Consider the following 23,455-nt stretch of genomic DNA (forward strand, 5'->3'; position numbering starts at 1 on the left):
GGCCTCACCACGCGTTACCGCTGCTCTATTCAGCAATAATTGCCCCGCGGGCAGAAATCACCTTGGCAGCCAGATTGTGCCCAGCCTCAAGTGCGGCCTGCGTGCCTTCGCCCTTCAGGAACGCGGCCAGATACCCCGCGTTGAAACTGTCGCCCGCCGCCGTGCTGTCGATGACTTTTTCAACTTGGTTCAGGTTTTGCGCAACCACCAGCCCCTCTAAATCCAGCGGCCCCTCGGCACCCCTTTTCAGGGCACCCTGTGACACGCCAAAAGACGCCAACCGGCGCAGCACCGAAGCTTCATCAGCATCCCCAAACAAAGCCATCTCGTCGTCAATTGATGGCAAAGCGATGTCGCAGACCCGCCACAGGCTTTCGTTGACCTTCTGGGCCTCCTCCTGGCTCTCCCACAAACGCGGACGATAGTTGCTGTCATAGGCAAACAGCCCACCGCTCGCGCGATACGCTTGTATAAAATCAAGCACCTTTTGGCGCGCATCAGGCTGCAAGATCGCCATTGTTATTCCGGACAGATACACCATCCCAAAACCAGCCAATGCAGACAGCTTTAGCGTGCTGTTGGTAGAAAACATATCCCGCGCGGCCGAGGAATCGCGCCAATAGGAAAAGCTGCGCTCGCCTTGGTCATCCGTGTCCACCGCATAAAGCCCAGGCATTTTATCTGCCCGCCGTTCCACCAGCGACAAATCCAAGCCATGACTTTCCAGTGCTGCGGCGATCCGGTCAGAATAAAGATCCTCACCAAGCGCCGTCACATAAGAGGTCGTGATCTCTGTCCCGCGCAGCTGCCGCATCAGGTAAACGGCTGTGTTATAAGTGTCTCCGGCAACGCCCAAGTTAAGCGCACCATTTGGGGCATGCACCAATTCAATCATCACTTCGCCGATGCAACAAATGCTCGAAGTGCTCAGTTTTTCTGTCGTCATTAAAGATCTCCGAAGGTCTCGCGGACTTGCGACCACGCGCTTTGTAAGTGTTTTCGTATTTCTGCCTCAGCGGCATCTGGGTCTCGCATCAGGATCGCCTCGTAAATGGCTAGATGCGCGCGATAGTTTGATTGGTTTCGCTCTGGCAGCCGAGGCATTTGCGACCAATGCGGGGCCAGCCAACTGGTATAAGCTTTGTTCACAGCGGGTAAAACGGGATTGCGAGGGATGCTATAAAGCACTTGGTGAAAACCAATATCGGTTTGGTAAAAGGCCTCACTGTCATCAATGGAATCTTCATTGGCTTTCAGTGCAGCCTTGAGGGCCACAAGATCCGGTTTTTCAGCATTCTTAGCCGCCTCGCGCACCAGCATGGCTTCGATCATGATCCGCGTGTCAAACAGGTTTCGTATCCCACCGGGTTCGTGCAACAAATGGCTGACCACGCTTTCAATCGCATCAAAAGCCGCATCATAACCCGGTTTTCGCACCACCGGACGATGGCGTGGCCGCGCTTCGATCAGCCCTTTGTTGGACAGAGCCACAACGGCCTCTCGCACCACGGTACGGCTGATGCCGAACTCTTCCATCAAATCACGTTCAGCAGGCAAGGTTTGGCCATCTTCCAGTTCACCCGATTGGATTTTCAGTGCAAGCTGGCGCACCACAAGGTCTGCGGCGCGTCCTTTGTCATTTTGAACTGGCAATGTTGTTGCTCCTCATGTTGCACTGAAACTAATCTTAGAAACTCAAGTCTTTGACCCTGCGTTTGTGCTTATCTTGGTTTAACGCAGGCCCAACCCCGAGTAAATTCGCCAATCAACTTTGATGTTTGGTTGGGCCGCATTACTAGAGCCGCCCCATGACCATATCGGCACAGCGATCCCCAAGCATCATGGCAGGGGCTTGTGTGTTACCGGCATTGATGTTTGGCATGGCTGACAGATCACACACGCGCAGCCCCTTAACGCCCCGCACTCGCATGCGCGGATCCAACACCGCCATTGGGTCACCATCTTTGCCCATACGCGCTGTGCCAGCTGGATGATAATTGGTTTTTACAAAGCGCCGACAATAGGCGCGCAGGGCCTCGTCACTGCGATCCTCCGGGCTTGGCAACATCACCTTGTCGACCTGCTGAGCAAGAGGGCTGGCTTCAAAAGCGCGTAAAAAGAACTTTTGCCCGTCAACCATTGCATCCATATCTGCTTCGTCTTTCAGCAGGTTTGGCGAAACAAGCGGCATATCCTTAGGATCCGCCGAGGCCAGTTTGACAGATCCACGTGACTTTGGTTTTACAACCACCGTAGTCACGGTCAGCCCATAGCCATCTTCGACCAAATGACGTGTGTCGCGATCCACATAAACAATCGGCACACAAAAGGCCTGGATTGTAGGGGCATCGGTTGGCGCAGCCGGATTGACAAAGGCCCCAGCTTCGACGCCCGCCGAGGTAATAGGGCCGCTGCCAAACAGCTTGAACTGTAAGCCGTTCTTAATCATGCGCCAGCCGTCGCCTTGCTTATAATAGCCATGTTTGCCTTTCACGCGGGCGGTGATGGGCACTTCCGGGTGATCCACAAGGTTCTCGCCCACCCCAGGCAAATCAATCTGGCAAGCGATGCCGAATTCTTCCAGATGCGCCTTGGGTCCAATGCCTGACAGCATCAAGACCTTTGGGGTCACCAGGGCACCAGCGGCTAGAATTACCTCGCCGGTGCATTTCACAGAATGCAGCTTGCCGGTCTTATCCGCATAGGTGACGCCAACAGCCTGATCATTATCCAGAATGATGGACTGTACTTCGGCGCGCAAACGAACGGTCAGATTTGGGTTCTTGGCCTGCGGCTCGATATAGGCGTAGGCCGCAGAGGATCGCTTTCCAAAGCGGTTCATGAATTGGTAAAACCCTACGCCGCGCTGGGCCTTGCCATTGAAGTCTGGCGAAAATGGCTCGCCTAATCCCTGAACAGATTGCACGAATAGTCGTGACAGGTGATCAATGTGACCGGGGTCCGAAACCAAAAGGGGACCGCCAGAGCCATGCAGATCATTCTGCAGCCGGTTGTTGTCTTCCATAGCCCTAAAATGCGGCATCACCGCGTTCCAATCCCAATCCACACCGTCATTGCTACCGCGCAATTCGGCATGCCACTCGTCGTAATCGGCGGGGCGCCCACGCATATAGACCTGTGCATTCACCGACGATCCCCCCCCTAGAACATGGCCCTGCGGAATGTCGTGAACGCGGCCCCCCAGGTGCTCTTGTTTGACCGTCTTATGGTAGCGCATGAATTTGGTGCCGTTGATCATCTTGAAAATACCGGGTGGCATATCCAACAGGGGGTGCTTGTTGGAATACCCGGCTTCCAGCAGCAAGACTCGCGCCTCACCCTCAGAGGCTAATCTTGCAGCGACGACGCAACCTGATGCCCCGCCCCCTATGACAATGTGATCAAATTCTTCCACGATCTCTTTCCTCCAAACGCCACCTTCTCAGCGTGCTGGCACTTTTTGCACGCTTTGGTCGAATCAGATCGCCTCCCCGCGATCCTGATGTCTGGTGGGCTCTATATGATCATACCAAATAAATCAATAAAACTAGCAAAATCAGCATATCTCGACAATTTTGGAGATTCTTCTTGACTGAATCGCAGGAATCATCAACAACAAATATTGTTTGGTACGACCAAAGAGGCAAAAGTGACGAATTTCGACCTAACATCCGGCAAGCCCCTCAAGGCATCAATGTTTATTGATGGCGCTTGGGTTGGTGCAGATAGCCGCGCTACCGTTGACGTAGAGAACCCGGCGACAGAACAGGTGATTGCAACCACCCCGTTGGGAACCGAAGACGATGCAATGCGCGCCTTGGAAGCCGCGCAGCGCGCCCAGCTCGTTTGGGCCAAAGTGCCTGCGGTGCAACGTGGCGCAGTTGTGCGCAAATTGGCTGACCTGATAACGGCGCGCGCAGAAGAGCTTGCGGTTCTGATCACGTCAGAGCAGGGCAAGCCTCTGGACCAGGCTCGTGGCGAAGCACAAGCGACCGCTGCGTTTCTTTATTATGCCTCTGAAAATGCCCGTCGCATCGAAGGCGAAATCATTGCCTCTGAAAATCCTGACGAAGAAGTGCAAATTCGCCGCCATCCCTATGGTGTCGTGGTTGGCTTGACGTCTTGGAATTACCCCGCAGCGCTTGCGGCCAGAAAACTTGGGCCAGCCTTGGTGGCAGGCAACGGTTTTGTGCTTCTAGCGCATGAAATCACTCCTTTGGCGGGGCTTTTCATTGCGTCGCTCGCAAATCAGGCTGGCATTCCTGCGGGCCTCTTCAACGTTGTTACCGGATTTGGCCGCGTTGTGGGGCAGGCGCTGGTTCAAAGCCCGATCACATCCTTGATCACAATGACCGGCAGTAATCGCGCTGGGCAAGAGATTTTTCGCGCCGCTGCAGATGGCATGAAAGTTCTGCGTCTGGAACTTGGGGGCAAAGCGCCCTTTATTGTACTGGATGACGCAAACATTGACAAAGCCGTCGATGCCGCCGTCACCGCTCGCTATACCAATTGCGGCCAGATCTGCACCTGCAATGAGCGCATGTATCTGCACCGCGCCATCGCAGATGAGTTTCTAGAGAAATTTGTCGCAAAGTCAGCGGCATTAACCATTGGCGATCCGATGACCAACCCTGATATGGGGCCCAAAGTCAGCGGCGTCGAGGTGGAAAAGGTGCACTCTCTGGTGCAAGCAGCCGTCGCAGAGGGTGCCGAAGTTCTTTTGCAGGGTGGGCCGCTCAACGAAGGCAAATACGCGCAAGGCCATTGGTACGCGCCAACCGTTCTAGAAGTGCAAGACAACAATTCTTCGCTGGTACGCAACGAGGTCTTTGGCCCCGTGGTGCCCGCTGTTCGCATCGATGATTTTGATCAGGCAATTTCATATGCAAACGACACGCAATTTGGATTGTCTGCCTACATCTTTACCGAAAATCACAAGCGCATCATGCAAACGCCTTATGCGCTGAATTTCGGCGAAATCTATGTCAATCGCGCCAACGGCGAACAAGTGCATGCCTTCCACAATGGGTGGGGGCAGTCAGGCCTTGGTGGCGAAGACGGCAAACACGGATTCGAGGGCTACCTGCGCAAGCAGAGCCTTTACGTAAACTGGGGGTAATTCCCGGTCAAACTGCGGCCGGGAGGAAAGGCCGCATATTCCAACTGGAGGAAACTAAATGAAACGACGCATTCTGCTTGGCACTGCCATTGCCCTGGGTCTTGGATTCAGCGCAGCCGTATCTTCGGCTGACACACCACCACTGGCCGTCAAAGACACCTATCGTGTTGGCTTTGCGCAAATGGAGTCCAACAACCCATGGCGCATCGCGGAAACAAAATCGTTCCATGACACCGCAGCATCTTGCGGCTGGGAGCTGATCGCAACCGACGCTGCGGGCTCTGCAGCCAAACAGGTTGCAGATGTTGACTCGATGATCGCCCAAGGCATCGATGTTCTGTTCTTGCCACCACGCGAAGAAAAACCATTGATCCCAGCAGTTATGAAGGCCAAACGCGCTGGTATCCCAACCTTCCTGGTCGACCGCTCTGTTGATCCAAACGTTGCCCAAGCCGGCGAGCATTTCGTGGCCTTCCTTGGCTCTGACTTCATCGAACAAGGTGACCGTGCGGCCCAGTGGCTGATCGAAAACTTTAGCGGCGACAAAGGTGTCATCGTTGAACTGGAAGGCACCACAGGGTCTTCTCCGGCAAACGATCGTAAAAAGGGCTTTGACGACCGCATTTTGCAAGATGGTCGCTTTGAAATCGTTGCTTCGCAAACGGGTGACTTCGCGCGCGACCTTGGCCGTCAGGTCATGGAAACTCTGCTGCAAGCCCATCCAGACGTGAACGTGGTTTATGCTCATAACGATGAAATGGCGATTGGCGCGATCCAAGCTTTGGAATTGGCAGGCCGTAAACCAGGGGAAGACATCACTGTTGTTTCCATCGACGGCACGCGTGACGCGCTTCAAGCCATTATCGATGGCAAAATGGGTGTGACCGTTGAAAGCTCACCTTTCTTTGGACCTTTGTCTTGCGACGTGATGAAGCGTTATGCGGCTGGCGAAGAAATTCCGGGTTGGGTGAAAGTTGAAGACCGTGTCTTCACGATCGACAACGCCGCCGAAAACATCGACGCAGCTTACTAAATCTCCCTGAGCCAGGGGGGGCGGTTTCCGTCTCCCTTGGTTCCTTGACGAAAAGGGCTGCGAAATGTCTCACCTGATCGAAATGAGCGGGATCAAAAAATCCTTTGCCGGCGTTGTTGCGCTGCAAAACGCGAACCTTCGCGTTGTTCCGGGCGAAGTTCACGCCATCATTGGCCAGAATGGCGCCGGTAAATCAACGCTCATCAAAATTTTGACTGGCGTCTACCGCAAAGATGACGGGGACGTAAAAATAAACGGAAATGTCGCTGCAATCACCACCCCGCGCGAGGCGCAGGACGCTGGTATTGCAACGATTTATCAAGAGCTTAGCCTCGTACCTCTGCGCAGTGTTACAGAAAACGTCATGATTGGTTATGAGCCAAGAACGCGTTTGGGAACCATTGATTGGAAGGCGGCTCATGCCAGAACCCGTGAAATCCTAGAGCGTTTTGGCATCGACATCGACGTGCGCGCCCAGCTTGGGTCTTACTCGACCGCCATTCAGCAGCTGGTGGCCATTGCACGCGCCGTTTCCATGAACGCCCAGCTGGTGATCATGGACGAGGCGACCTCTTCGTTGGATGACCAAGAAATCGACATCCTGTTTGGCGTTGTGCGCGAACTCAAGAAAGAAGGCGTTGCCGTTCTTTATATCTCGCATTTTCTCGACGAGCTTTATCAGATCTGCGACCGCGTCACGATCATGCGGGACGGCCAAACCGTGGCTGAACACAACATTGCAGAGACCACCAAGCTTGGCCTGATCTCCGAAATGCTTGGGCGCGACCCCGAAGAAATCGAGGCCGCAGGCATGACAGGGCTAGGTGGCGAAGCAAAAGCCCCCGGCGACGTTTTGCTCGAGGCCAAGGACATTGCAACGGGCCGCGGGCTGAAAAAGCTTTCGGTCACCGTGCGCAAGGGTGAAATCGTTGGATTGGGCGGCTTGCTTGGGTCTGGCCGTACCGAAGCCGCGCGGGCTCTGTTTGGCCTGGACAGCCTGAAAGCGGGGTCTATTCATCGCCCGGGCCGCAAGTCAAAATCCAACACACCAGCTGATGCGATTGCAACAGGTGTGGGTTTCCTGACCGAAGACCGAAAACGCGAAGGCATCATCCCGCATATGACCGTGCGCGAAAATATGACGCTTGCACTATTGCCACGCCTTAAGAAAATGGGGCGCGTAGACCGCAAGCGAGAGACCGAATTGGTGGATCGCTTCATCAAATCTCTTGGCATCAAAACCGCGGGTATGGAGCAACCCATTCGCGAGCTCTCAGGCGGCAACCAGCAAAAAGTCTTGCTGGCGCGTTGGTTGGCTTTAGAGCCTGAAATTTTGATCCTAGACGAGCCAACCCGTGGTGTGGACGTCGGCGCAAAATTCGAAATCCAATCCATCATTCGCGACTACGTTGATCGCGGTCTTGGCGTTTTGCTGATCAGCTCTGAATTTGAAGAACTTGTCGAAGGTGCGGACCGCATTGTTGTGCTGCAAGACGGCCATTCGGTTTCTGAACTGCAGAACCCGGGTGTCACCGAGGAAAGCCTCATCGCGGCCATCGCCCATCATCACGATAGGACACCCCAATGACCTCACAGGAAAAACCCTTGGGGGTCGCGCCGGTCTCATCGCGCGTCACCCAAAAGCTCTCATGGAGCATGATCTCACAACACGGTGGTGTTGTGGCTTTGATCGTCATCCTTTTGTTCAACATTCTTGTCACGCCGAACTTTTTGCATGCGCAAACTCTGTTTGTGAACATCAGTCAGGTGGCCACCATCGCGATTGTTGCAGTGGGCATGACACTGGTGATTGCGACGGGCGGCATTGATCTGAGTGTTGGGGCAATCATGGCGCTGTCAGGCGCCTTGGCCCCCTTGATATTCACCTCTCCATTCGCGGATGCCAATCCAGAATTGGGTCTGGCATTGGCCATTGTGGTTCCAATTCTCGTGGCACTTGCTTGCGGTGTTTTTAACGGCGCGCTTGTCAGCCTGCTTAATGTGCAACCCATTGTGGCCACACTGATTTTCTTCATCTCTGGGCGCGGCATTGCTTTGGTTCTGACCAATGGCAACCTACAAACCTTCACCCATCCCTCGTTTAGTTACCTGGGCACGGGCAAGATATTGGGCTTTCCATTTCAAGGCTATCTGGTGCTGGTCATTGCTGTGGCCGTGTGGTGGTTGATGGCGCATTCGGTCTTTGGCAGACAGCTCTTGGCGGTGGGTGGCAATGAGCAAGCTGCCAAACTGTCTGGTGTGCCAGTCAAACGCGTAAAAATCGGGGCCTATGTGATTTGCGCAGGCCTGTCCGGACTGGCGGGGCTGATCGTGGTTGCGATCAACTCGGCGTCAGATGCGGCCCGTATCGGTAATCTGATGGAGCTTGATGCTATCGCCGCAGCCGTCGTTGGCGGCACGCTGCTTCAGGGCGGCAAAGCTCCGATCTTTGGGGCCATTCTTGGGGCCATCATTATTCAATTGGTGAAATACACATTGCTTGCAAATGGCGTGGCCGACGAAGTCGCGCTGATCGCCAAGGCTGGCATCATTATTCTTGCTGTTTATGTCCAGCAAGCTCGGAAGGAGTGACCAAAATGCTTGATACTTCTGCTTTTGATCTGCGTCGCTACCTGCAAGGCAACACCCACAGTCTGGGCGTCTGGATCACCCTCGTTGCCCTGATTATTTTTGGCCTTCTGCGCTATGATAACTTTGGCGGGGCCTACAACTTTTCGTCTGTTTTGAACTACAACGCCATGTTCATCGTGATCGCAGTTGGCATGTGTTTCGTCATTATGACCGGCGGCATCGACCTGTCTGTCGGGTCGGTGGCGGCCTTCACCTCGGTCATCGCGGCCTATCTGTCGCCCTATGGCATTCAGGTGGCGTTGCCCGGTGCAGTCCTGGCTGGCTTTGCCATCGGGGCGCTGAACGGCTTTTTCGTGGTCGCCATGCGCATCCCACCTTTCATTGCCACTTTGGCCACGATGCTGGGGGCCAAAGGCGGCGCGCTGGTGATTTCTGGTGCCCAAACCGTCTCCATCGATTGGACGTCAAACTTTACATACCTCGGTATGGAGCAAGCCTTTGGCATTCTGCCGTGGACCATTGTCATCACGCTAATTGTTGTGGTGATCCTCTGGGTGGTGCTTGAGAAAACCTCGCTCGGTCGTACGGTTCTGGCAATTGGCGGCGGCGAAGATGCCAGCGTCATGATGGGGCTGAATGTCTCGCGTGCCAAAGTTTTTGTTTATGTGCTCAGCGGTGGCTGCGCAGGCATGGCAGGTCTGTTCTTGGCCTCGGGCTTTGGGGCAGGGCAGCCTCTCGAAGGCATCGGCTGGGAACTGTCGGCAATTGCCTCTGTCGTGGTCGGCGGCACGCTGCTGACTGGGGGTATGGGTTCGATCACCGCCACCGTGGCCGGAGCGCTCTTGCTGGGTCTAGTCTTTAATATTCTCAATTTCGAAAACGGCCGGGGCGTCATCAGTCTCAGCGCCTACTGGCAGATGGTGATCCGAGGGGCCTTCCTCTTTTTGGTGATCGTTTTCCAAAGCCGCGTGGCGCAATCCGGCAAAAAAGGAACCGCATAATATGGCTACGATCGCCAATGTCGACGTAAAGATCTTTGATGTTCCGCTGGCAGAAGTGCTTTCAGACGCAAAACACGGCGACCACACACATTTTGAGCTGGTCACGGCTACTGTGCGTTTGACCGACGGGTCCGAGGGCACTGGCTATACCTACACGGGCGGCAAAGGCGGTCGCGCGATTGCTGCTATGATCGAGCACGACCTGACCGATTTCCTTGTGGGGCAAGACGCCGAAAACGTCGAAGCGCTGTATGAAGCCATGCAATGGCACCTGCATTATGTGGCCCGTGGCGGCATAGCCTCTTTTGCGATTTCTGCGGTGGATATTGCCTTGTGGGATCTGCGCTGCAAGGCGGCGAACAAACCCCTGTGGGCCTACCTGGGCAGTGGCACAGACCGTTGCCCAGCCTATGCGGGTGGTATTGATCTAAACTTTCCGCTGCCCAAGCTATTGAATTCCATCCAATCCTATCTGGATCGCGGGTTCAATGCGGTGAAAATCAAAATTGGCCAACCTACGTTGGCCGAAGACGTCGAACGCGTAAAGGCTGTGCGCGAGCTGATCGGACCTGAGGTGACCTTCATGGTTGACGCCAACTATTCGATGAGTGTCAACGAAGCCATCGCAGCGGCCAAAGCCTTTGAACCTTACGACCTAAACTGGTTCGAAGAGCCAACGATTCCAGATGACTACAAAGGTTTTGGCGAGATCGCCAAACACTCCACGATCCCGCTGGCCATGGGGGAAAACCTGCATACAATTCACGAGTTCGAATATGCTGTGGATCAAGCCTGCCTGGGCTTTTTACAGCCCGACGCGTCTAATTGCGGGGGGGTAACCGGTTGGCTACAGGTGGCCGCCCTCAGTCAAAAACACAACCTGCCGATATGCTCTCATGGCATGCAGGAATTGCACGTGAGCTTGGTCAGCGCCCAGCCCAATGCCGGTTGGATCGAGGTCCATTCTTTCCCCATCGATCAATATACGACCCAGCCTTTGGTTATTCAGGATCACATGGCTCTTGCGCCAAACGCACCCGGTGTTGGTGTGACCTTTGACTGGGATAAACTTGCGAAAGCACATAAGGAAATGCACTCATGAACGCTGAAACAATGACAGCGGCCTTCTACCGCGGCGACAAAAGCTTTGTTGTCAAGCAAACCGCAGTGACTGCGCCCAAAGCAGGCGAGGTCTCTGTGCGCATCGCTTTTTGCGGCATCTGCGGCACCGACATGCATGTTTACCACGGAAATATGGACGGCCGCGTCGGCCTGAACCGGGTGATTGGTCACGAAATGTCAGGCGTGGTGCACGCGATTGGCGCGGATGTGACCGGGTTTGAAGCCGGGCAAAAAGTGGTGGTGCGCCCCTTGGATCATTGCGGCGATTGCCCAGCCTGCAACGCAGGGCACCAGCATATCTGTCACAATCTAAAGTTCCTAGGTCTGGACACCGATGGTGCCATGCAAGAAGTCTGGACTGTACCAGCTCACACTTTGCATGTTCTACCCGATGATCTGCGTCTGGATCATGCGGCCCTTATCGAGCCGGTTGCTGTGGCCTGCCACGACGTGCGCCTGTCGGAACTGAAACCCGGCGAAGATGTTGTGGTGATCGGCGGCGGCCCAATTGGCATTCTTGTGGCGATGGTGGCGCGCGATGCTGGCGGCAATGTTGTGATATCTGAAGTGAATGAGAACCGCCTTGCGATTGCAGAAAAACTCGGTTTTGCCACTGTGAACCCGATCAAGGCAGACCTGCCAGCAGTCATCAATGAAAAGACTGGCGGAAAAGGCGCAGACGTTGTGTTCGAAGTCTCCGGGTCACAGCCTGGCATTGACGCGATGACAACGGTTGCCGGCACGCGCGCACGTATCGTCATGGTGGCCATTCATGCCAGCAAACCAAATGTCGATATGTTCCAATTCTTCTGGCGCGAACTGCGGTTGATCGGCGCGCGGGTGTACGAGCCACAGGACTATGAAAAAGCGATCTCCGTGATTGAAAGCGGTGGCATTGACGCCGATACGGTTATCACCGACGTCAGCCCACTGGCCGACATCCAATCGGCGTTTGAAGCGCTGGACCGCAGCCCAACGGCAATGAAAAGCCTGATCAAAGTCGGAGACATCTCATGAGCGTGCTATCCAGTTTTGACCTGACCGGAAAAACCGCCCTAGTGACCGGCTGTAAACGCGGCATTGGACGCGGCATCGCCGAAGCTTTGGCTCAAGCCGGGGCCAATATCGTTGGTGTCAGCGCCACGCTTGAACTGCAGGGCAGCGCCGTTGAAAAATCGGTGCAGGACCTTGGGCGTAGCTTCAAGGCCTATCAATGTGATTTTTCCGATCGCGATGCGGTGCGCAGCTTTGCCGCGCAGGTGCAAACCGATGGCGTCTCCCCAGACATTCTGGTGAACAACGCTGGCACCATCAAACGCGCCCCTGCCGCCGATCATCCCGATGAACTGTGGGACGAAGTCATCGACGTCAATCTAACGGCCCAATTCATTCTGGCGCGCGAAATTGGCCGAGGCATGATCGCGCGCGGTTCCGGTAAAATCATCTTTACCGCCTCTTTGCTGACCTTTCAGGGCGGCATCACGGTGCCGGGCTATGCGGCCTCCAAGGGCGGAATTGGGCAGCTGACCAAGGCTTTGGCAAACGAATGGGCTGGCAAAGGTCTGAACGTGAATGCCATCGCGCCTGGCTATATCGCCACCGACAACACCCAAGCGCTGCAAGACGATGCGGATCGGTCCAAATCTATTCTCGAACGCATCCCCCAAGGCCGCTGGGGCACGCCACAAGATTTTGCGGGCCCCGCCGTGTTCCTGGCCTCTCAGGCTTCTAATTATGTCAACGGCGAGATCCTGGTGGTTGACGGCGGCTGGATGGGCCGCTGATCACTTGCCCTGCCGCGTTGGTGGCAGGGCGCTTCCGGTGGCTTGTGCAACAATCCATTCGTGTACACGGCGCTGTTTTGGCGTCTGATTGGTCGCAGTCGAGCGGATGTAATAGCCAACATTGGTACTAATGCTTTTGGAAAAGGGCCGCACAAGCTGTTGGTCTGCAAGCAGGGTGTCCAGCAGCACATTCCACCCCAACGCCACCCCTTGGCCACTTTGGGCGGCGCGCACCACCATTTCATAGGTATTGAACTCGGTTTCAACCGGCAATTGCGGCGCGGGTACGCCCCCGGCAGCAAACCAGTGCTGCCAATCAAGCCAGGGCGTGTCGCTGCACGGTGGGCGCAAATGGATCAGAGGCACCCCCAAATCGATCAGATCAGCAGGTTGTTTTAAGCCCGGATTGGCGTGCATGAATGCCGGGCTGCAAATTGCTGAAACATCTTCAAAAAATAGCAAATCAGCCTGCGCATCCCTTTGATCTGCCCGCGCCATATAGACCTCTATGTCGGTCTCAGCCCCTTCAACACCTGCCGGGTCCTGCGAGGTCACGATACAAATATCGGTGCTGCCCAATTCTTCGCGCAACTGTGGCAGCCTTGGCAAAAGCCAAAGTGCCGCAAAGGCGTGGTCGACAGACAAAACGACCCGATCTTTGCGCGCGCGATCGCGAAATGTTTGGAACTGCAATGCCGCCCTGTCCATCGGGTCTTGCAACATGCCAAACAGCGCCCGTCCGGTGGCCGTCATGGTCACACCAGTGGACTTTCGCAAAAACAAGGTCGTGCCAAGCGTGGTTTCCAGGTTCTTGATCCGCACGCTCAAACTGGGTTGCGACATTTTCAAGACCCGGGCCGCATGCGACAAAGTCCCACTGCGGCAGACCAGAACAAAGGCGCAAAGATCAACAGAGCTGCGCGCCAGCTTGTCATAGGCTATATCTATATCTTTCATACGAAGTTTTTACTTCAAATTCATGTAAGCATCAATCAACATATATGAATGTTATAGTTTAAGTCTATGCCAACTAGAGCGTCCGAACAGGGATCAGTTGCGACATTCCAACGACAAAAGGCAAGCCGATGAATATTCTTATCCTAATGGTGGACCAGCTCAACGGTACGCTCTTTCCTGATGGGCCAGCGGATTGGCTGCATGCACCAAATCTGAAACGCTTGGCAGAGCGGTCTGCGCGCTTTGCCAATTGCTACACGGCGTCGCCGCTCTGCGCCTCAGGCCGCGCCAGCTTTATGTCTGGCCAATTGCCCTCGGTCACCGGGGTCTATGACAACGCCGCCGAATTCCCCTCTGATCTGCCAACCTATGCGCATCACCTACGCCGTGCGGGCTATTACACCTGCCTGTCTGGCAAAATGCACTTTGTGGGCCCCGATCAAATGCATGGATTTGAAGAACGGCTCACCACCGATATCTACCCCGCTGATTTTGGCTGGACGCCGGACTACCGCAAACCCGGCGAGCGCATCGAATGGTGGTACCACAACATGGGCTCTGTCACCGGCTCTGGCGTGGCAGAAATCACCAATCAGATGGAATATGACGACGAAGTGGCCTTTAATGCCTGCGCCAAACTCTATGATCTGGCCCGCAAGAAAGACGACCGCCCTTGGTGCGTGACCGTCAGCTTCACCCACCCGCATGACCCCTATGTGGCACGTAAAAAATACTGGGATCTTTACGAAGATTGCGCCCATCTTTCGCCACATGTGCCGGCGATTCCCTATGTGGATCAGGACGCCCATTCCAAGCGGATTTTTGACGCCAATGACTGGCGCAATTTTGACATCACCCAGTCTGATATCGAAAATTCACGCCGCGCCTATTTCGCAAATATCAGTTATCTTGATGACAAGGTCGGCGAAATCTTAGACGTGCTTGATCGCACAGATCAAGAGGCCGCCATTCTGTTTGTCTCTGATCATGGCGATATGCTGGGTGAACGTGGTCTGTGGTTCAAGATGAGCATGTTTGAAGGCTCAGCGCGTGTGCCTCTGATGATTTCTGCCCCCGGTATTCCCGCGGGCCGCATTGACACGCCAGCCTCTGCAATTGATGTCTGCCCAACGCTGGCAGATCTGGCAGGCGTCAGCATGGACGAGATTGCGCCCTGGACCGAGGGCCAAAGCCTTGTGCCGGTGGCCAATGGCACAGCCCAGCGGGGTCCAGTGGCCATCGAATATGCCGCCGAAGCCTCTTATGCGCCCATCGTGGCACTACGTGACGGGGCTTACAAATACATTCGCTGCAATTTGGATCCCGATCTGCTGTTTGATCTGAGCGCAGATCCATACGAACAAATCAACCTGGCCAATGATCCGGCCCATGCAGAGGTGCTCGCAAAAATGCAGGCTGACGCGGATGCACGGTGGGATTTAGACCGCTTTGATGCCGAAGTGCGTCAATCCCAGGCGCGGCGCTGGGTTGTCTACGAAGCCTTGCGCAATGGATCTTACTACCCCTGGGACTACCAGCCGCTGCAAAAGGCCTCTGAACGCTTCATGCGAAACCACATGGATCTCAACGAGGTGGAAGACAGCCAGCGCTACCCGCGCGGCGATTAGTTACCGTGCGCGGCACGCCCCACAGGGCTGCTTCATCTTTCCTTAAATACTCTCTTCTCTTACGTCTTATTTACGCTTTCACCAGGTCTTGCTTGGATCACTCTTAGGTCATTCTTAGGTTTCTGGGGCGCGGCAATTGCCCGCCCCAACACCTGTGCTTCTATGGGCCAAGACGTGCCGCTTTTGTTTGCGCTAGATCATAGACAATCAGACGCGCCAAAGCCTATACGGCTGCCAAATTCAAACCAATTTGGCGCGGAACTCAGGCCATGAAGAAACAGACCTCGCTAAAATCAGATGTTGCAACCGCGCTCAGTTCGGTGTTTTTGCGCGATATGCCCGCCAGCGTGGCCGGGCAGTTGCTAGAGACGGCCCAGACCTACTCTGCGGTGACCGGAGAAATCCTGTTTGACGCCGGTGAAGCGGCTGAAAACGTTCTGATTATCACTGACGGTCTTGTCAAACTCAGTCGCACCACGCGCGCCGGAGCCGAAGCTGTGGTCGCCGTCTCCAAAGCAGGTGACAGCGTTGCCACCGCACTGGCGTTTGGTCCGAGCCTTTACCCGGTCAGTTGCCATGTCCTCAAAGATTGCCGCTATGTTGCAATAAGCTGTGCTCATGTGCAGGAAACAATCCTGTCCTCGCGCGAATCCGTGGCCTCTGTCTTGTCAGCCACCTATGCCCACCTGCATCAGCTGGTCGAACAGGTCGAACAACTCAAATCACGCTCGGCAGACAAGCGTGTGGCGCGCTTTCTTGTGTTGCAATGTAAATCCCTGACCGGCGCAACATCCTTTAAGCTGCCGTTTGACAAGGTGGTGATTGCCGGATTGCTCGGCATGACCCCGGAAACCCTGTCGCGCGCCTTTGCAAAACTAAAGCCCAAAGGGGTCGAAATCAGCGGCCAAAACGTCTCCATTAGGCGGGTGGAAACCCTGGTGACATTCCTAGATTAAACGCCGCCGCTCATAGCAATAAAAAAAACTCGGACTTTGATCTTCGTCAAGGTTATTCACTTTTGCGCGATCTAGGTTGGCTGAAACCAAACTGAGAGAATGAGCCATGTCAGACCTCCCTGATACCAGCCAAGACTACCCACAAGCCAGCAAACGCGCAGAACGGTCTACGTTTTTGTTTTTGGTGGTCTTGCTTGCCCCGATCCTAAGCGTCGTTCTCGTTGGCGGCTACGGCTTCGCCATTTGGATGTCCCAACTCATCTTTGGTCACTGAGGCATCTGATGTCGGATCAAACCCTTAACAGACGCGATTTTTTTCGCGGTGCCAAGCGGCATGCCGACAGCGTGGTTGTGCGCCCTCCGGGGATCACCACCGCGGGCTTGTCTCGCTGCACCTCGTGCAAAGACTGCGCCACTGCCTGTCCTGAACAGGTGATTGGATTTGGCCCCGACAAAATGCCGTTCCTCGCGTTTGCGCAGGGCGGCTGCAGCTTTTGTGGGGACTGCGCAACAGCCTGTCAACACGATGTTTTTGATCCCGACCATATGACCCTGAGTGCAGATGTCGCTATCGCAAGCAAATGCTTGTTGCAGGCGGGAACCTCTTGCCAAATCTGCACCGATTTTTGTGACACCGAGGCCCTGCGCTTTGACCTGAGCGTGCGTCCCTTTGGTGCCATCCACATAGATAACGCAGCCTGCACAGGTTGCGGTTTCTGCGTCAGCGCTTGCCCCGTTGATGCCATCTCCGTCACAGCCAATCGTCAAAAGGTGGCCGCATGACCTCAATAACGCATATTTCCAGCCTGCTTGTCAGCGCGCATCCCGGTCAAAAAGACCAGGTGTGTTCAGACATTCTGGTGCACGACTTTGCTGAAATCGCCCATGCGGACGAGACCGGCAAAATCATCGTGACCCTCGAGACCCCCGACGAAAGCGCGATTGTCTCTGCGCTCACCGAAATTCAACTCATCAAAGGCGTCGTGAATGCATCGCTGGTGTACCACCAGGCCGATAACACCGACGCCCTCGAAACTCTCGCAACAGGAGTCCGCCATGACTAAAGTAACCCGACGCCAGGTTGTCAAAGCCCAAGCCGTTGCTGCCGCCGCAGCCGCCGCCGGCGTACCCGTGCCACTGGCCGCACAAAACCTCGTCACCGACGCATCGTTGACCGATCTTAAATGGTCCAAAGCCGCCTGCCGCTTCTGCGGCACAGGCTGCTCGATCATGGTGGCCACCAAAGCGGGCCGCGTTGTGGCAACCCACGGCGACAGCAAGTCCGAAGTGAACCGTGGTCTGAACTGCGTCAAAGGCTATTTCCTGTCTAAAATCATGTACGGCAAAGACCGTCTGACCCAACCTTTGTTGCGCAAAACCAATGGTGTATATGACAAAGAAGGCGAATTCACCCCGGTATCCTGGGATGAAGCTTTCGACATCATGGCTGAAAAGTGGAAGGCCACACTCAAGGAAAAAGGTCCCAAAGGCATCGGCATGTTTGGCTCTGGCCAATGGACCGTTTGGGAAGGCTATGCCGCATCTAAATTGATGAAAGCTGGCTTCCGCTCTAACAACATCGACCCCAACGCGCGCCATTGTATGGCCTCTGCGGTTGGCGGCTTTATCCGCACCTTTGGTATTGATGAGCCGATGGGCTGCTATGATGACTTTGAACACGCAGACGCTTTTGTGCTGTGGGGATCCAACATGGCCGAAATGCACCCGATTCTTTGGACCCGGATTGCAGATCGTAAATTCAGCCACCCCCATGTGAAAGTCGCGGTTCTGTCCACTTATCAGCACCGCAGCTTTGATCTGGCCGATATTCCGATGATCTTCACACCTCAGACCGATTTGGTGATGTTGAACTATATCGCGAATTACCTGATCGAAAACGATGCGGTGAACCACGATTTTGTGGGCAAACACGTGAACTTCCGCCGCGGTAACACCGACATCGGCTATGGTCTGCGCCCAGAGCATCCTTTGGAACAAGCTGCTGAAAACAATGACAAAGCTGGCGGCTCTTCCCCCATGTCATTTGAAGAATTCGCAGAATTCGTCAAACCATACACTCTTGAATACGCAGCAGAAATGTCAGGCGTTCCAGCGCATCGTCTCGAAGCGATGGCCAAGCTTTATGCGGATCCAAACACCAAGGTGATGTCGCTTTGGACCATGGGCGCGAACCAGCACACACGCGGTGTCTGGGTCAACAACATGATCTACAACATCCACCTTCTGACCGGTAAGATCTCCACTCCGGGCAACTCGCCGTTCTCCCTGACAGGTCAGCCTTCTGCCTGTGGTACAGCCCGCGAAGTGGGTACATTTGCCCACCGTCTGCCCGCGGATCTGGTGGTTGCCAATGAAGAACACCGTCGCTTTTCCGAGGATATTTGGAAAATCCCACACGGGACCATTCCGGGTAAAGTTGGTGCACATGCAGTGTTGCAAAACCGCCTGCTGAAAGATGGCAAAATCAATTGCTATTGGGTGCAGGTCAATAACAACATGCAAGCCGCGCCAAACATGTTGGAAGAGGGCCTGCCGGGCTATCGCAACCCTGCCAACTTTATTGTTGTGTCTGATGCATACCCAACCGTCACAGCCGAAGCCGCTGACCTGATCTTGCCAACCGCAATGTGGGTGGAAAAAGAAGGGGCCTATGGCAACGCGGAACGCCGAACACAATTCTGGAAACAGATGGTGAATGCGCCGGGCGAAAGCATGTCTGATCTCTGGCAGCTGGTCGAATTCTCCAAACGCTTTACCACCGAAGAAGTTTGGGACGCCGAAATTTTGGACGCCAATCCAGAATTCAAAGGCAAAACCCTGTATGACGTTCTATTCAAAAACGGTCAGGTCGATGCCTTCCCACTAGAAGAATCCGGCACTGACTATGAAAACATCGAATCCGAAGACTTCGGCTTCTATATTCAAAAAGGTTTGTTTGAAGAATACGCTGCCTTTGGTCGCGACCACGGTCACGATCTGGCCACCTTTGAAACCTATCACAAAGAGCGTGGCCTGCGCTGGCCGGTTGTGAATGGCAAGGAAACCAAGTGGCGCTTCAAAGAGGGGTCAGACCCCTATGCCAAACCTGGTTCTGACTTTGACTTCTACGGCAAGCCAGATGGTCGCGCGGTGATTTTCGCGCTGCCATTTGAACCTGCCCCAGAAAACCCAGACGAAGAGTATCCTTTCTGGCTGTCCACCGGTCGTGTGCTTGAACATTGGCACTCAGGCTCGATGACCCAGCGGGTTCCAGAGCTGTACAAAGCGGTGCCAGACGCACTTTGCTACATGCATGTGGATGACGCCAAAGCCATGGGCCTGCGTCGCGGATCCGAGGTCAAAGTTTCTTCGCGTCGCGGCAGCATTGTCACACGGGTTGAAACCCGAGGCCGCAACAAGCCGCCGCGCGGTTTGGTCTTTGTGCCTTGGTTTGATGCCAGCCAGCTGATCAACAAAGTCACCTTGGATGCAACTGATCCAATTTCGAAACAGACGGACTTTAAAAAGTGCGCCGTTAAAATCGAAGCCGTGTAAGGGGAAAACCAATGAAACGCTTTCTCATTCCCGCCCTCATCGCAGCCACCGTCTCGGTTGCTTTTGCAGAACCCCAAGTGGCCACCCTGCGTGGCCCAGCCTCTCTGGATCAAACCGAAGCGGCACCGGTGATTGCCAAAGTGGTGAATTCCGACGTCAAAAAAGCGCGGAATTACCCCGAACAACCGCCTGTGATCCCTCATAAAATCACAGGTTATCAGATCGATACCAACCACAACCAGTGTCTGACCTGCCATTCACGCACCGCTGTCGAAGTCAGCCAAGCGCCAATGATCTCGGTCACCCACTTTATGAACCGCGATGGTCAGTTCCTGGCCTCTGCATCGCCACGCCGATATTTCTGCACCCAATGTCACGTGCCGCAATCTGATGCGCGTGATCTCGTGGAAAACACCTTTGTGGATGTGGACGAGGTGTTGGACTATTTGCAGCTGCATGGGGATGACAAATAATGTTTAAATTCATCTCCAGAGTGTGGTGGATTATGCGCAAGCCATCCACCCACCTGTCGCTCGGGTTCCTCACCTGGGGTGGCTTCATCATGGGGGTCATTTTCTGGGGTGGGTTCAACACCACACTGGAACTGACCAACACCGAAGAGTTCTGTACCAGCTGCCACGAAATGCGTGAAAACGTCTTTGTAGAGTTGCAATCCACGGTGCACTACTCCAACGCATCTGGCGTGCGGGCAACTTGCCCGGATTGCCACGTGCCCCATGAATGGTCCGCCAAAATTGCACGCAAAATGGCCGCTTCCAAAGAGGTCTACGGCAAAATTTTCGGCACCATCAGCACCCGTGAAAAATTCGAGGAAAAACGTCTCGAACTGGCCCAGCACGAATGGGACCGTTTTGAGGCCAACGACAGTCTCGAATGCCGCAACTGCCACTCCGCTGACAGTATGGACATCACCTTGCAAAGCAAACGGGCCTCAGAAGCCCACGAGCGCTTTCTGCTGACCGGCGAGAAAACCTGTATCAACTGTCACAAAGGCATTGCGCACCAATTGCCAAACTCGGCCCCCACCAATGCGCATTCCAGCAACATGACCAGCGGCGAAGAAGCCGCTTTGATCAAGCAATTCCTAGCCAAATCTGACTAGAAGTTGACCCTATATGGTTTAGTCAGGCGGCCTCACATCAGAGGCCGCCTTTTTTGTGCCGGGCGGACGACGCAAGACCGTGACGGGCCTGTCATGCCCATTCCCAACTGGCGCTTTATAACGATTGATACGAAACGCTTGCTGCACGGCGCGCGAATGGCTGCTTCCATCAAACTCGCTAAGTACCAGAAGATGCAAACCGGGCAAGAAATTGGACTATTTTGTTATCGAAGGTGGAGCGCTTCTTCTGCCTTACAATCGCCGCGCAGGCTTCGGTTTACGGTGAAACAGTACATTATTCCGTTACTCGGATCGGATCAGTCAGTGTTCCACATCGCCCGAGAAAAGCACTTTGACCGCCGCAGAGTATGACGATCATGCGATCCTCGGAAACGGCCAAATGTACACTCTGTTCCTAACGCTAGGCGTATCCCTGCTTTAGGACGGTAACCATTCCGCATGTACAGAGCGGGGAACGGATTTGTTCTTTAAGACCTTTCATCCAGGCCAACGAGCAAGGTTTTCCTGTTTCCTTCCTCTTGACCTGGCAATACCACAATCGCTTTCCACAGTTATTTCTGGAAGGTCATCGACGCGAGGCTCGGGAACAGGATGATCAGGATTGTCATCAAAAACATAACCAAAACAAAGGGTTTCACACCTCTGAAGATATCGGTCAGATCAATTCCTTTGTCTTTGAGCGTTGCCGCGACGACATAACACGACAGGCCAAATGGCGGTGTCAGCAGCCCGATTTCAACAGCGATCACTGTCAGAATACCAAACCAGATTGGATCACCACCCAGGGCTGCCACGGTTGGCAGAGCAATTGGCACGACAATCAGCATGATCGAAACCGACTCCAGAAACATACCCAAGATAACGAGCAAGATCACATAGATCACTGCGAATTGAAGAAGGCTCAGGTCTAGACTATTGATCAACGTCCCGATGTTTTGCACGAAGCCGGAAGAGGCCAGCATGATCGTGAATATGTTCGCCGCAAGGATAAGAAACAGAACGGTGGTCGCGATCTGTCCAGTCTCGACCATCACCTGCCACAGCTTTTGCATCGGCAACCGGCCGCGCAGGAGTGCATAGATCAAGGCACCTGCCGATCCGACAGCGCCGCCCTCCGTCGGTGTAAAGAATCCACCATAAATCCCACCAAGGACAAGGACGATCAGGCCAATGATAGGGGCCAAGTAAAGAGCCGCATGGCCAATACCCGAAATCGCGTCAACGTCGGATCCGGCACCCGGTGCGGTTTCGAACACTGTGTGCGGACGAAACGTTGCGTTTAGCCAGATCATCAAGGACATCGCTGTCGCCAGTATGAAGCCCGGAATGATGGCCGCGATAAAGAGGTGACCCACTGATTGTTCGGCCAGAAACCCATAGACGATCAGCAGCAAGCTCGGCGGGATCAACATACCCAGCACCGAACTGCCTGCGACAACACCAACAGAGAATTGTTTGTTATATCCGTGACGGATCATTTCCGGCGTGGCGACTTTGGAAAAGACAGTGGCCGACGCAACCGAAGATCCAGTGATTGCAGCAAACATTGCGTTTGCACCAACGGTTGCGATGCCCAAACCGCCGCGAATTGGCCGGGTCAACCAGCTTGCCACTGCAAACGTCTCCCGCCCGATGTCTGCGGCGGCGACCAACAGGCCCATCAGCACAAACAGCGGCACGGCGCTGAAATAGTAATTGGCGAGAAATTCATTCCCAGCCAGCCCCAGCATGGAATAGCCAAAGCCAATGCGACCCTTAAGCAACCACAACCCGATAAAGCCGATCAACAACATCGCGACACCGATATGGACGCCGGACATGACAACTACGATCAGGGTTGCCAGCAAGATCGCTCCGATTGCAAAGGTCGAAAGCCCTGCATCCATGACCACCGGAAACAACGTGAACCAAAGGGTCGCCAAGATTGCCAACGTCACACCCAAACCGATCAATCCGCCATTACCACGGCCGTCAAACACAACGCTAGATTTCCGGATTGCGCGCGCAAGAAATGCCAACGCGGTCATGACGCTGCCAACAAAAACCAAGCATCGCAATGGCCAGACCTGAAACGAAAACTCGCCCGGGACGCCGACAATTTCAGATTCGACAAAGGCATCAACCAGCTTGGGCCAGGTGGCTTGGGCCAGCAAGACCATGGCGATGAGCCCAATGATGGACACGACCACTTCGATCACTGCAACACTTGCCGGCAACCGTTTGCCAAAAATCGACAACATGAAATCCGCGCGAGCCATCCGTTCGGCGAAAACCGTGTTCGCAAGCTGAAGAAACGCCGCCCCGACAACTGAGTAAGCGACAATTTCTTTCACTCCGCGGATGGGCGACAGAAAGAATTCGCGGGCAATGATTTCGGTACAGATCAAGATCACCAGCGCAAAGAACCAAACGGTGCCTATGCTGCTCATGAATTCAGTGACGCGTTTCAGTGCCGTGCTGGCAAGAGTTGCAAATGTAATGGCCGAGCGCTGCCCGGCCTCCGAGAGAGTGTTCGAGTCTGGGACGTGATCGGCCATTACAATTTTCCTAGCTTAGATGTGGTT

Annotated in this window: 21 protein-coding genes; 16 read left to right on the forward strand and 5 right to left on the reverse strand. The window is 54.6% G+C overall.

Annotated elements, in window-relative coordinates; all coding sequences use genetic code 11:
• Positions 1-25: 25 nt before the first annotated feature.
• The 3 genes from ABXG94_RS00410 to ABXG94_RS00420 form a co-directional block, all read right to left on the reverse strand.
• Positions 26-946, reverse strand: coding sequence for a sugar kinase (locus tag ABXG94_RS00410; protein ID WP_353531671.1), 921 nt, complete (start codon positions 944-946; stop codon positions 26-28).
• A complete protein-coding gene (locus tag ABXG94_RS00415) occupies positions 946-1,653 on the reverse strand; it encodes a FadR/GntR family transcriptional regulator (RefSeq protein ID WP_353531672.1) in 708 nt (235 codons plus the stop codon). The genes ABXG94_RS00410 and ABXG94_RS00415 overlap by 1 nt, the downstream gene beginning before the upstream one ends.
• A 142-nt stretch (positions 1,654-1,795) precedes the next feature.
• A complete protein-coding gene (locus ABXG94_RS00420; RefSeq protein WP_353531673.1) occupies positions 1,796-3,415 on the reverse strand; it encodes a GMC family oxidoreductase in 1,620 nt (539 codons plus the stop codon).
• A gap of 234 nt (positions 3,416-3,649) precedes the next feature.
• Between ABXG94_RS00420 and ABXG94_RS00425 the strand changes: the two genes are divergently transcribed.
• The 8 genes from ABXG94_RS00425 to ABXG94_RS00460 all read left to right on the forward strand — a co-directional run bounded on the left by ABXG94_RS00425 (position 3,650) and on the right by ABXG94_RS00460 (position 12,651).
• On the forward strand, positions 3,650-5,119 hold the full coding sequence (locus tag ABXG94_RS00425) for an aldehyde dehydrogenase family protein (protein ID WP_353531674.1): 1,470 nt from the start codon (positions 3,650-3,652) through the stop codon (positions 5,117-5,119).
• A gap of 58 nt (positions 5,120-5,177) precedes the next feature.
• Positions 5,178-6,152 carry an ABC transporter substrate-binding protein gene (locus ABXG94_RS00430; RefSeq protein WP_353531675.1) on the forward strand — a complete coding sequence of 325 codons (975 nt, stop codon included), beginning with the start codon at positions 5,178-5,180 and terminating at the stop codon, positions 6,150-6,152.
• A 64-nt stretch (positions 6,153-6,216) separates the two neighbouring features.
• Positions 6,217-7,740: a sugar ABC transporter ATP-binding protein gene (locus ABXG94_RS00435; RefSeq protein ID WP_353531676.1), complete on the forward strand. Its 1,524-nt coding sequence runs from the start codon at positions 6,217-6,219 to the stop codon at positions 7,738-7,740.
• Positions 7,737-8,744, forward strand: a complete 1,008-nt coding sequence (locus tag ABXG94_RS00440) for an ABC transporter permease (protein ID WP_353531677.1) — start codon at positions 7,737-7,739, stop codon at positions 8,742-8,744. Before ABXG94_RS00435 ends, ABXG94_RS00440 begins: the two co-directional genes overlap by 4 nt.
• Positions 8,745-8,749: 5 nt before the next feature.
• The gene (locus ABXG94_RS00445) at positions 8,750-9,745 is read left to right on the forward strand and encodes an ABC transporter permease (protein ID WP_353531678.1); all 996 of its coding nucleotides are present in this window, start codon (positions 8,750-8,752) and stop codon (positions 9,743-9,745) included.
• Position 9,746: 1 nt separating this feature from the next.
• Positions 9,747-10,847 carry a mandelate racemase/muconate lactonizing enzyme family protein gene (locus ABXG94_RS00450; protein WP_353531679.1) on the forward strand — a complete coding sequence of 367 codons (1,101 nt, stop codon included), beginning with the start codon at positions 9,747-9,749 and terminating at the stop codon, positions 10,845-10,847.
• The gene (locus ABXG94_RS00455; RefSeq protein WP_353531680.1) at positions 10,844-11,884 is read left to right on the forward strand and encodes a zinc-dependent alcohol dehydrogenase; all 1,041 of its coding nucleotides are present in this window, start codon (positions 10,844-10,846) and stop codon (positions 11,882-11,884) included. The genes ABXG94_RS00450 and ABXG94_RS00455 overlap by 4 nt, the downstream gene beginning before the upstream one ends.
• A gap of 2 nt (positions 11,885-11,886) precedes the next feature.
• Positions 11,887-12,651: an SDR family oxidoreductase gene (locus ABXG94_RS00460; RefSeq protein WP_353533974.1), complete on the forward strand. Its 765-nt coding sequence runs from the start codon at positions 11,887-11,889 to the stop codon at positions 12,649-12,651.
• On the opposite strand, the gene ABXG94_RS00465 is transcribed toward ABXG94_RS00460, so the two are convergent.
• Positions 12,652-13,608, reverse strand: coding sequence for a LysR substrate-binding domain-containing protein (locus tag ABXG94_RS00465; RefSeq protein WP_353531681.1), 957 nt, complete (start codon positions 13,606-13,608; stop codon positions 12,652-12,654).
• Between the two features lie 128 nt (positions 13,609-13,736).
• Between ABXG94_RS00465 and betC the strand changes: the two genes are divergently transcribed.
• The 8 genes from betC to ABXG94_RS00505 all read left to right on the forward strand — a co-directional run bounded on the left by betC (position 13,737) and on the right by ABXG94_RS00505 (position 20,870).
• Entirely contained in the window at positions 13,737-15,236 is a 1,500-nt protein-coding gene (betC, locus tag ABXG94_RS00470) for a choline-sulfatase (RefSeq protein WP_353531682.1), read from the forward strand.
• A 269-nt stretch (positions 15,237-15,505) separates the two neighbouring features.
• The gene (locus tag ABXG94_RS00475; protein ID WP_353531683.1) at positions 15,506-16,192 is read left to right on the forward strand and encodes a Crp/Fnr family transcriptional regulator; all 687 of its coding nucleotides are present in this window, start codon (positions 15,506-15,508) and stop codon (positions 16,190-16,192) included.
• A 106-nt stretch (positions 16,193-16,298) separates the two neighbouring features.
• Positions 16,299-16,466 (forward strand): periplasmic nitrate reductase, NapE protein, encoded by a 168-nt coding sequence (locus ABXG94_RS00480; RefSeq protein ID WP_353531684.1) that lies wholly within the window; start codon positions 16,299-16,301, stop codon positions 16,464-16,466.
• 8 nt (positions 16,467-16,474) lie between these two features.
• Positions 16,475-16,975 (forward strand): ferredoxin-type protein NapF, encoded by a 501-nt coding sequence (locus ABXG94_RS00485; RefSeq protein ID WP_353531685.1) that lies wholly within the window; start codon positions 16,475-16,477, stop codon positions 16,973-16,975.
• The gene (locus ABXG94_RS00490) at positions 16,972-17,256 is read left to right on the forward strand and encodes a chaperone NapD (protein WP_353531686.1); all 285 of its coding nucleotides are present in this window, start codon (positions 16,972-16,974) and stop codon (positions 17,254-17,256) included. The genes ABXG94_RS00485 and ABXG94_RS00490 overlap by 4 nt, the downstream gene beginning before the upstream one ends.
• On the forward strand, positions 17,249-19,747 hold the full coding sequence (gene napA / locus ABXG94_RS00495) for a nitrate reductase catalytic subunit NapA (protein ID WP_353531687.1): 2,499 nt from the start codon (positions 17,249-17,251) through the stop codon (positions 19,745-19,747). Before ABXG94_RS00490 ends, napA begins: the two co-directional genes overlap by 8 nt.
• A gap of 11 nt (positions 19,748-19,758) precedes the next feature.
• Positions 19,759-20,220, forward strand: coding sequence for a nitrate reductase cytochrome c-type subunit (locus ABXG94_RS00500; RefSeq protein WP_353531688.1), 462 nt, complete (start codon positions 19,759-19,761; stop codon positions 20,218-20,220).
• Positions 20,220-20,870: a NapC/NirT family cytochrome c gene (locus ABXG94_RS00505; protein WP_353531689.1), complete on the forward strand. Its 651-nt coding sequence runs from the start codon at positions 20,220-20,222 to the stop codon at positions 20,868-20,870. The genes ABXG94_RS00500 and ABXG94_RS00505 overlap by 1 nt, the downstream gene beginning before the upstream one ends.
• 572 nt (positions 20,871-21,442) lie before the next feature.
• On the opposite strand, the gene ABXG94_RS00510 is transcribed toward ABXG94_RS00505, so the two are convergent.
• Entirely contained in the window at positions 21,443-23,428 is a 1,986-nt protein-coding gene (locus ABXG94_RS00510; RefSeq protein WP_353531690.1) for a TRAP transporter large permease subunit, read from the reverse strand.
• Positions 23,429-23,455 lie beyond the last annotated feature (27 nt).

The organism is Cognatishimia sp. WU-CL00825, assembly GCF_040364665.1.
Taxonomy (GTDB): Bacteria; Pseudomonadota; Alphaproteobacteria; order Rhodobacterales; family Rhodobacteraceae; genus Cognatishimia.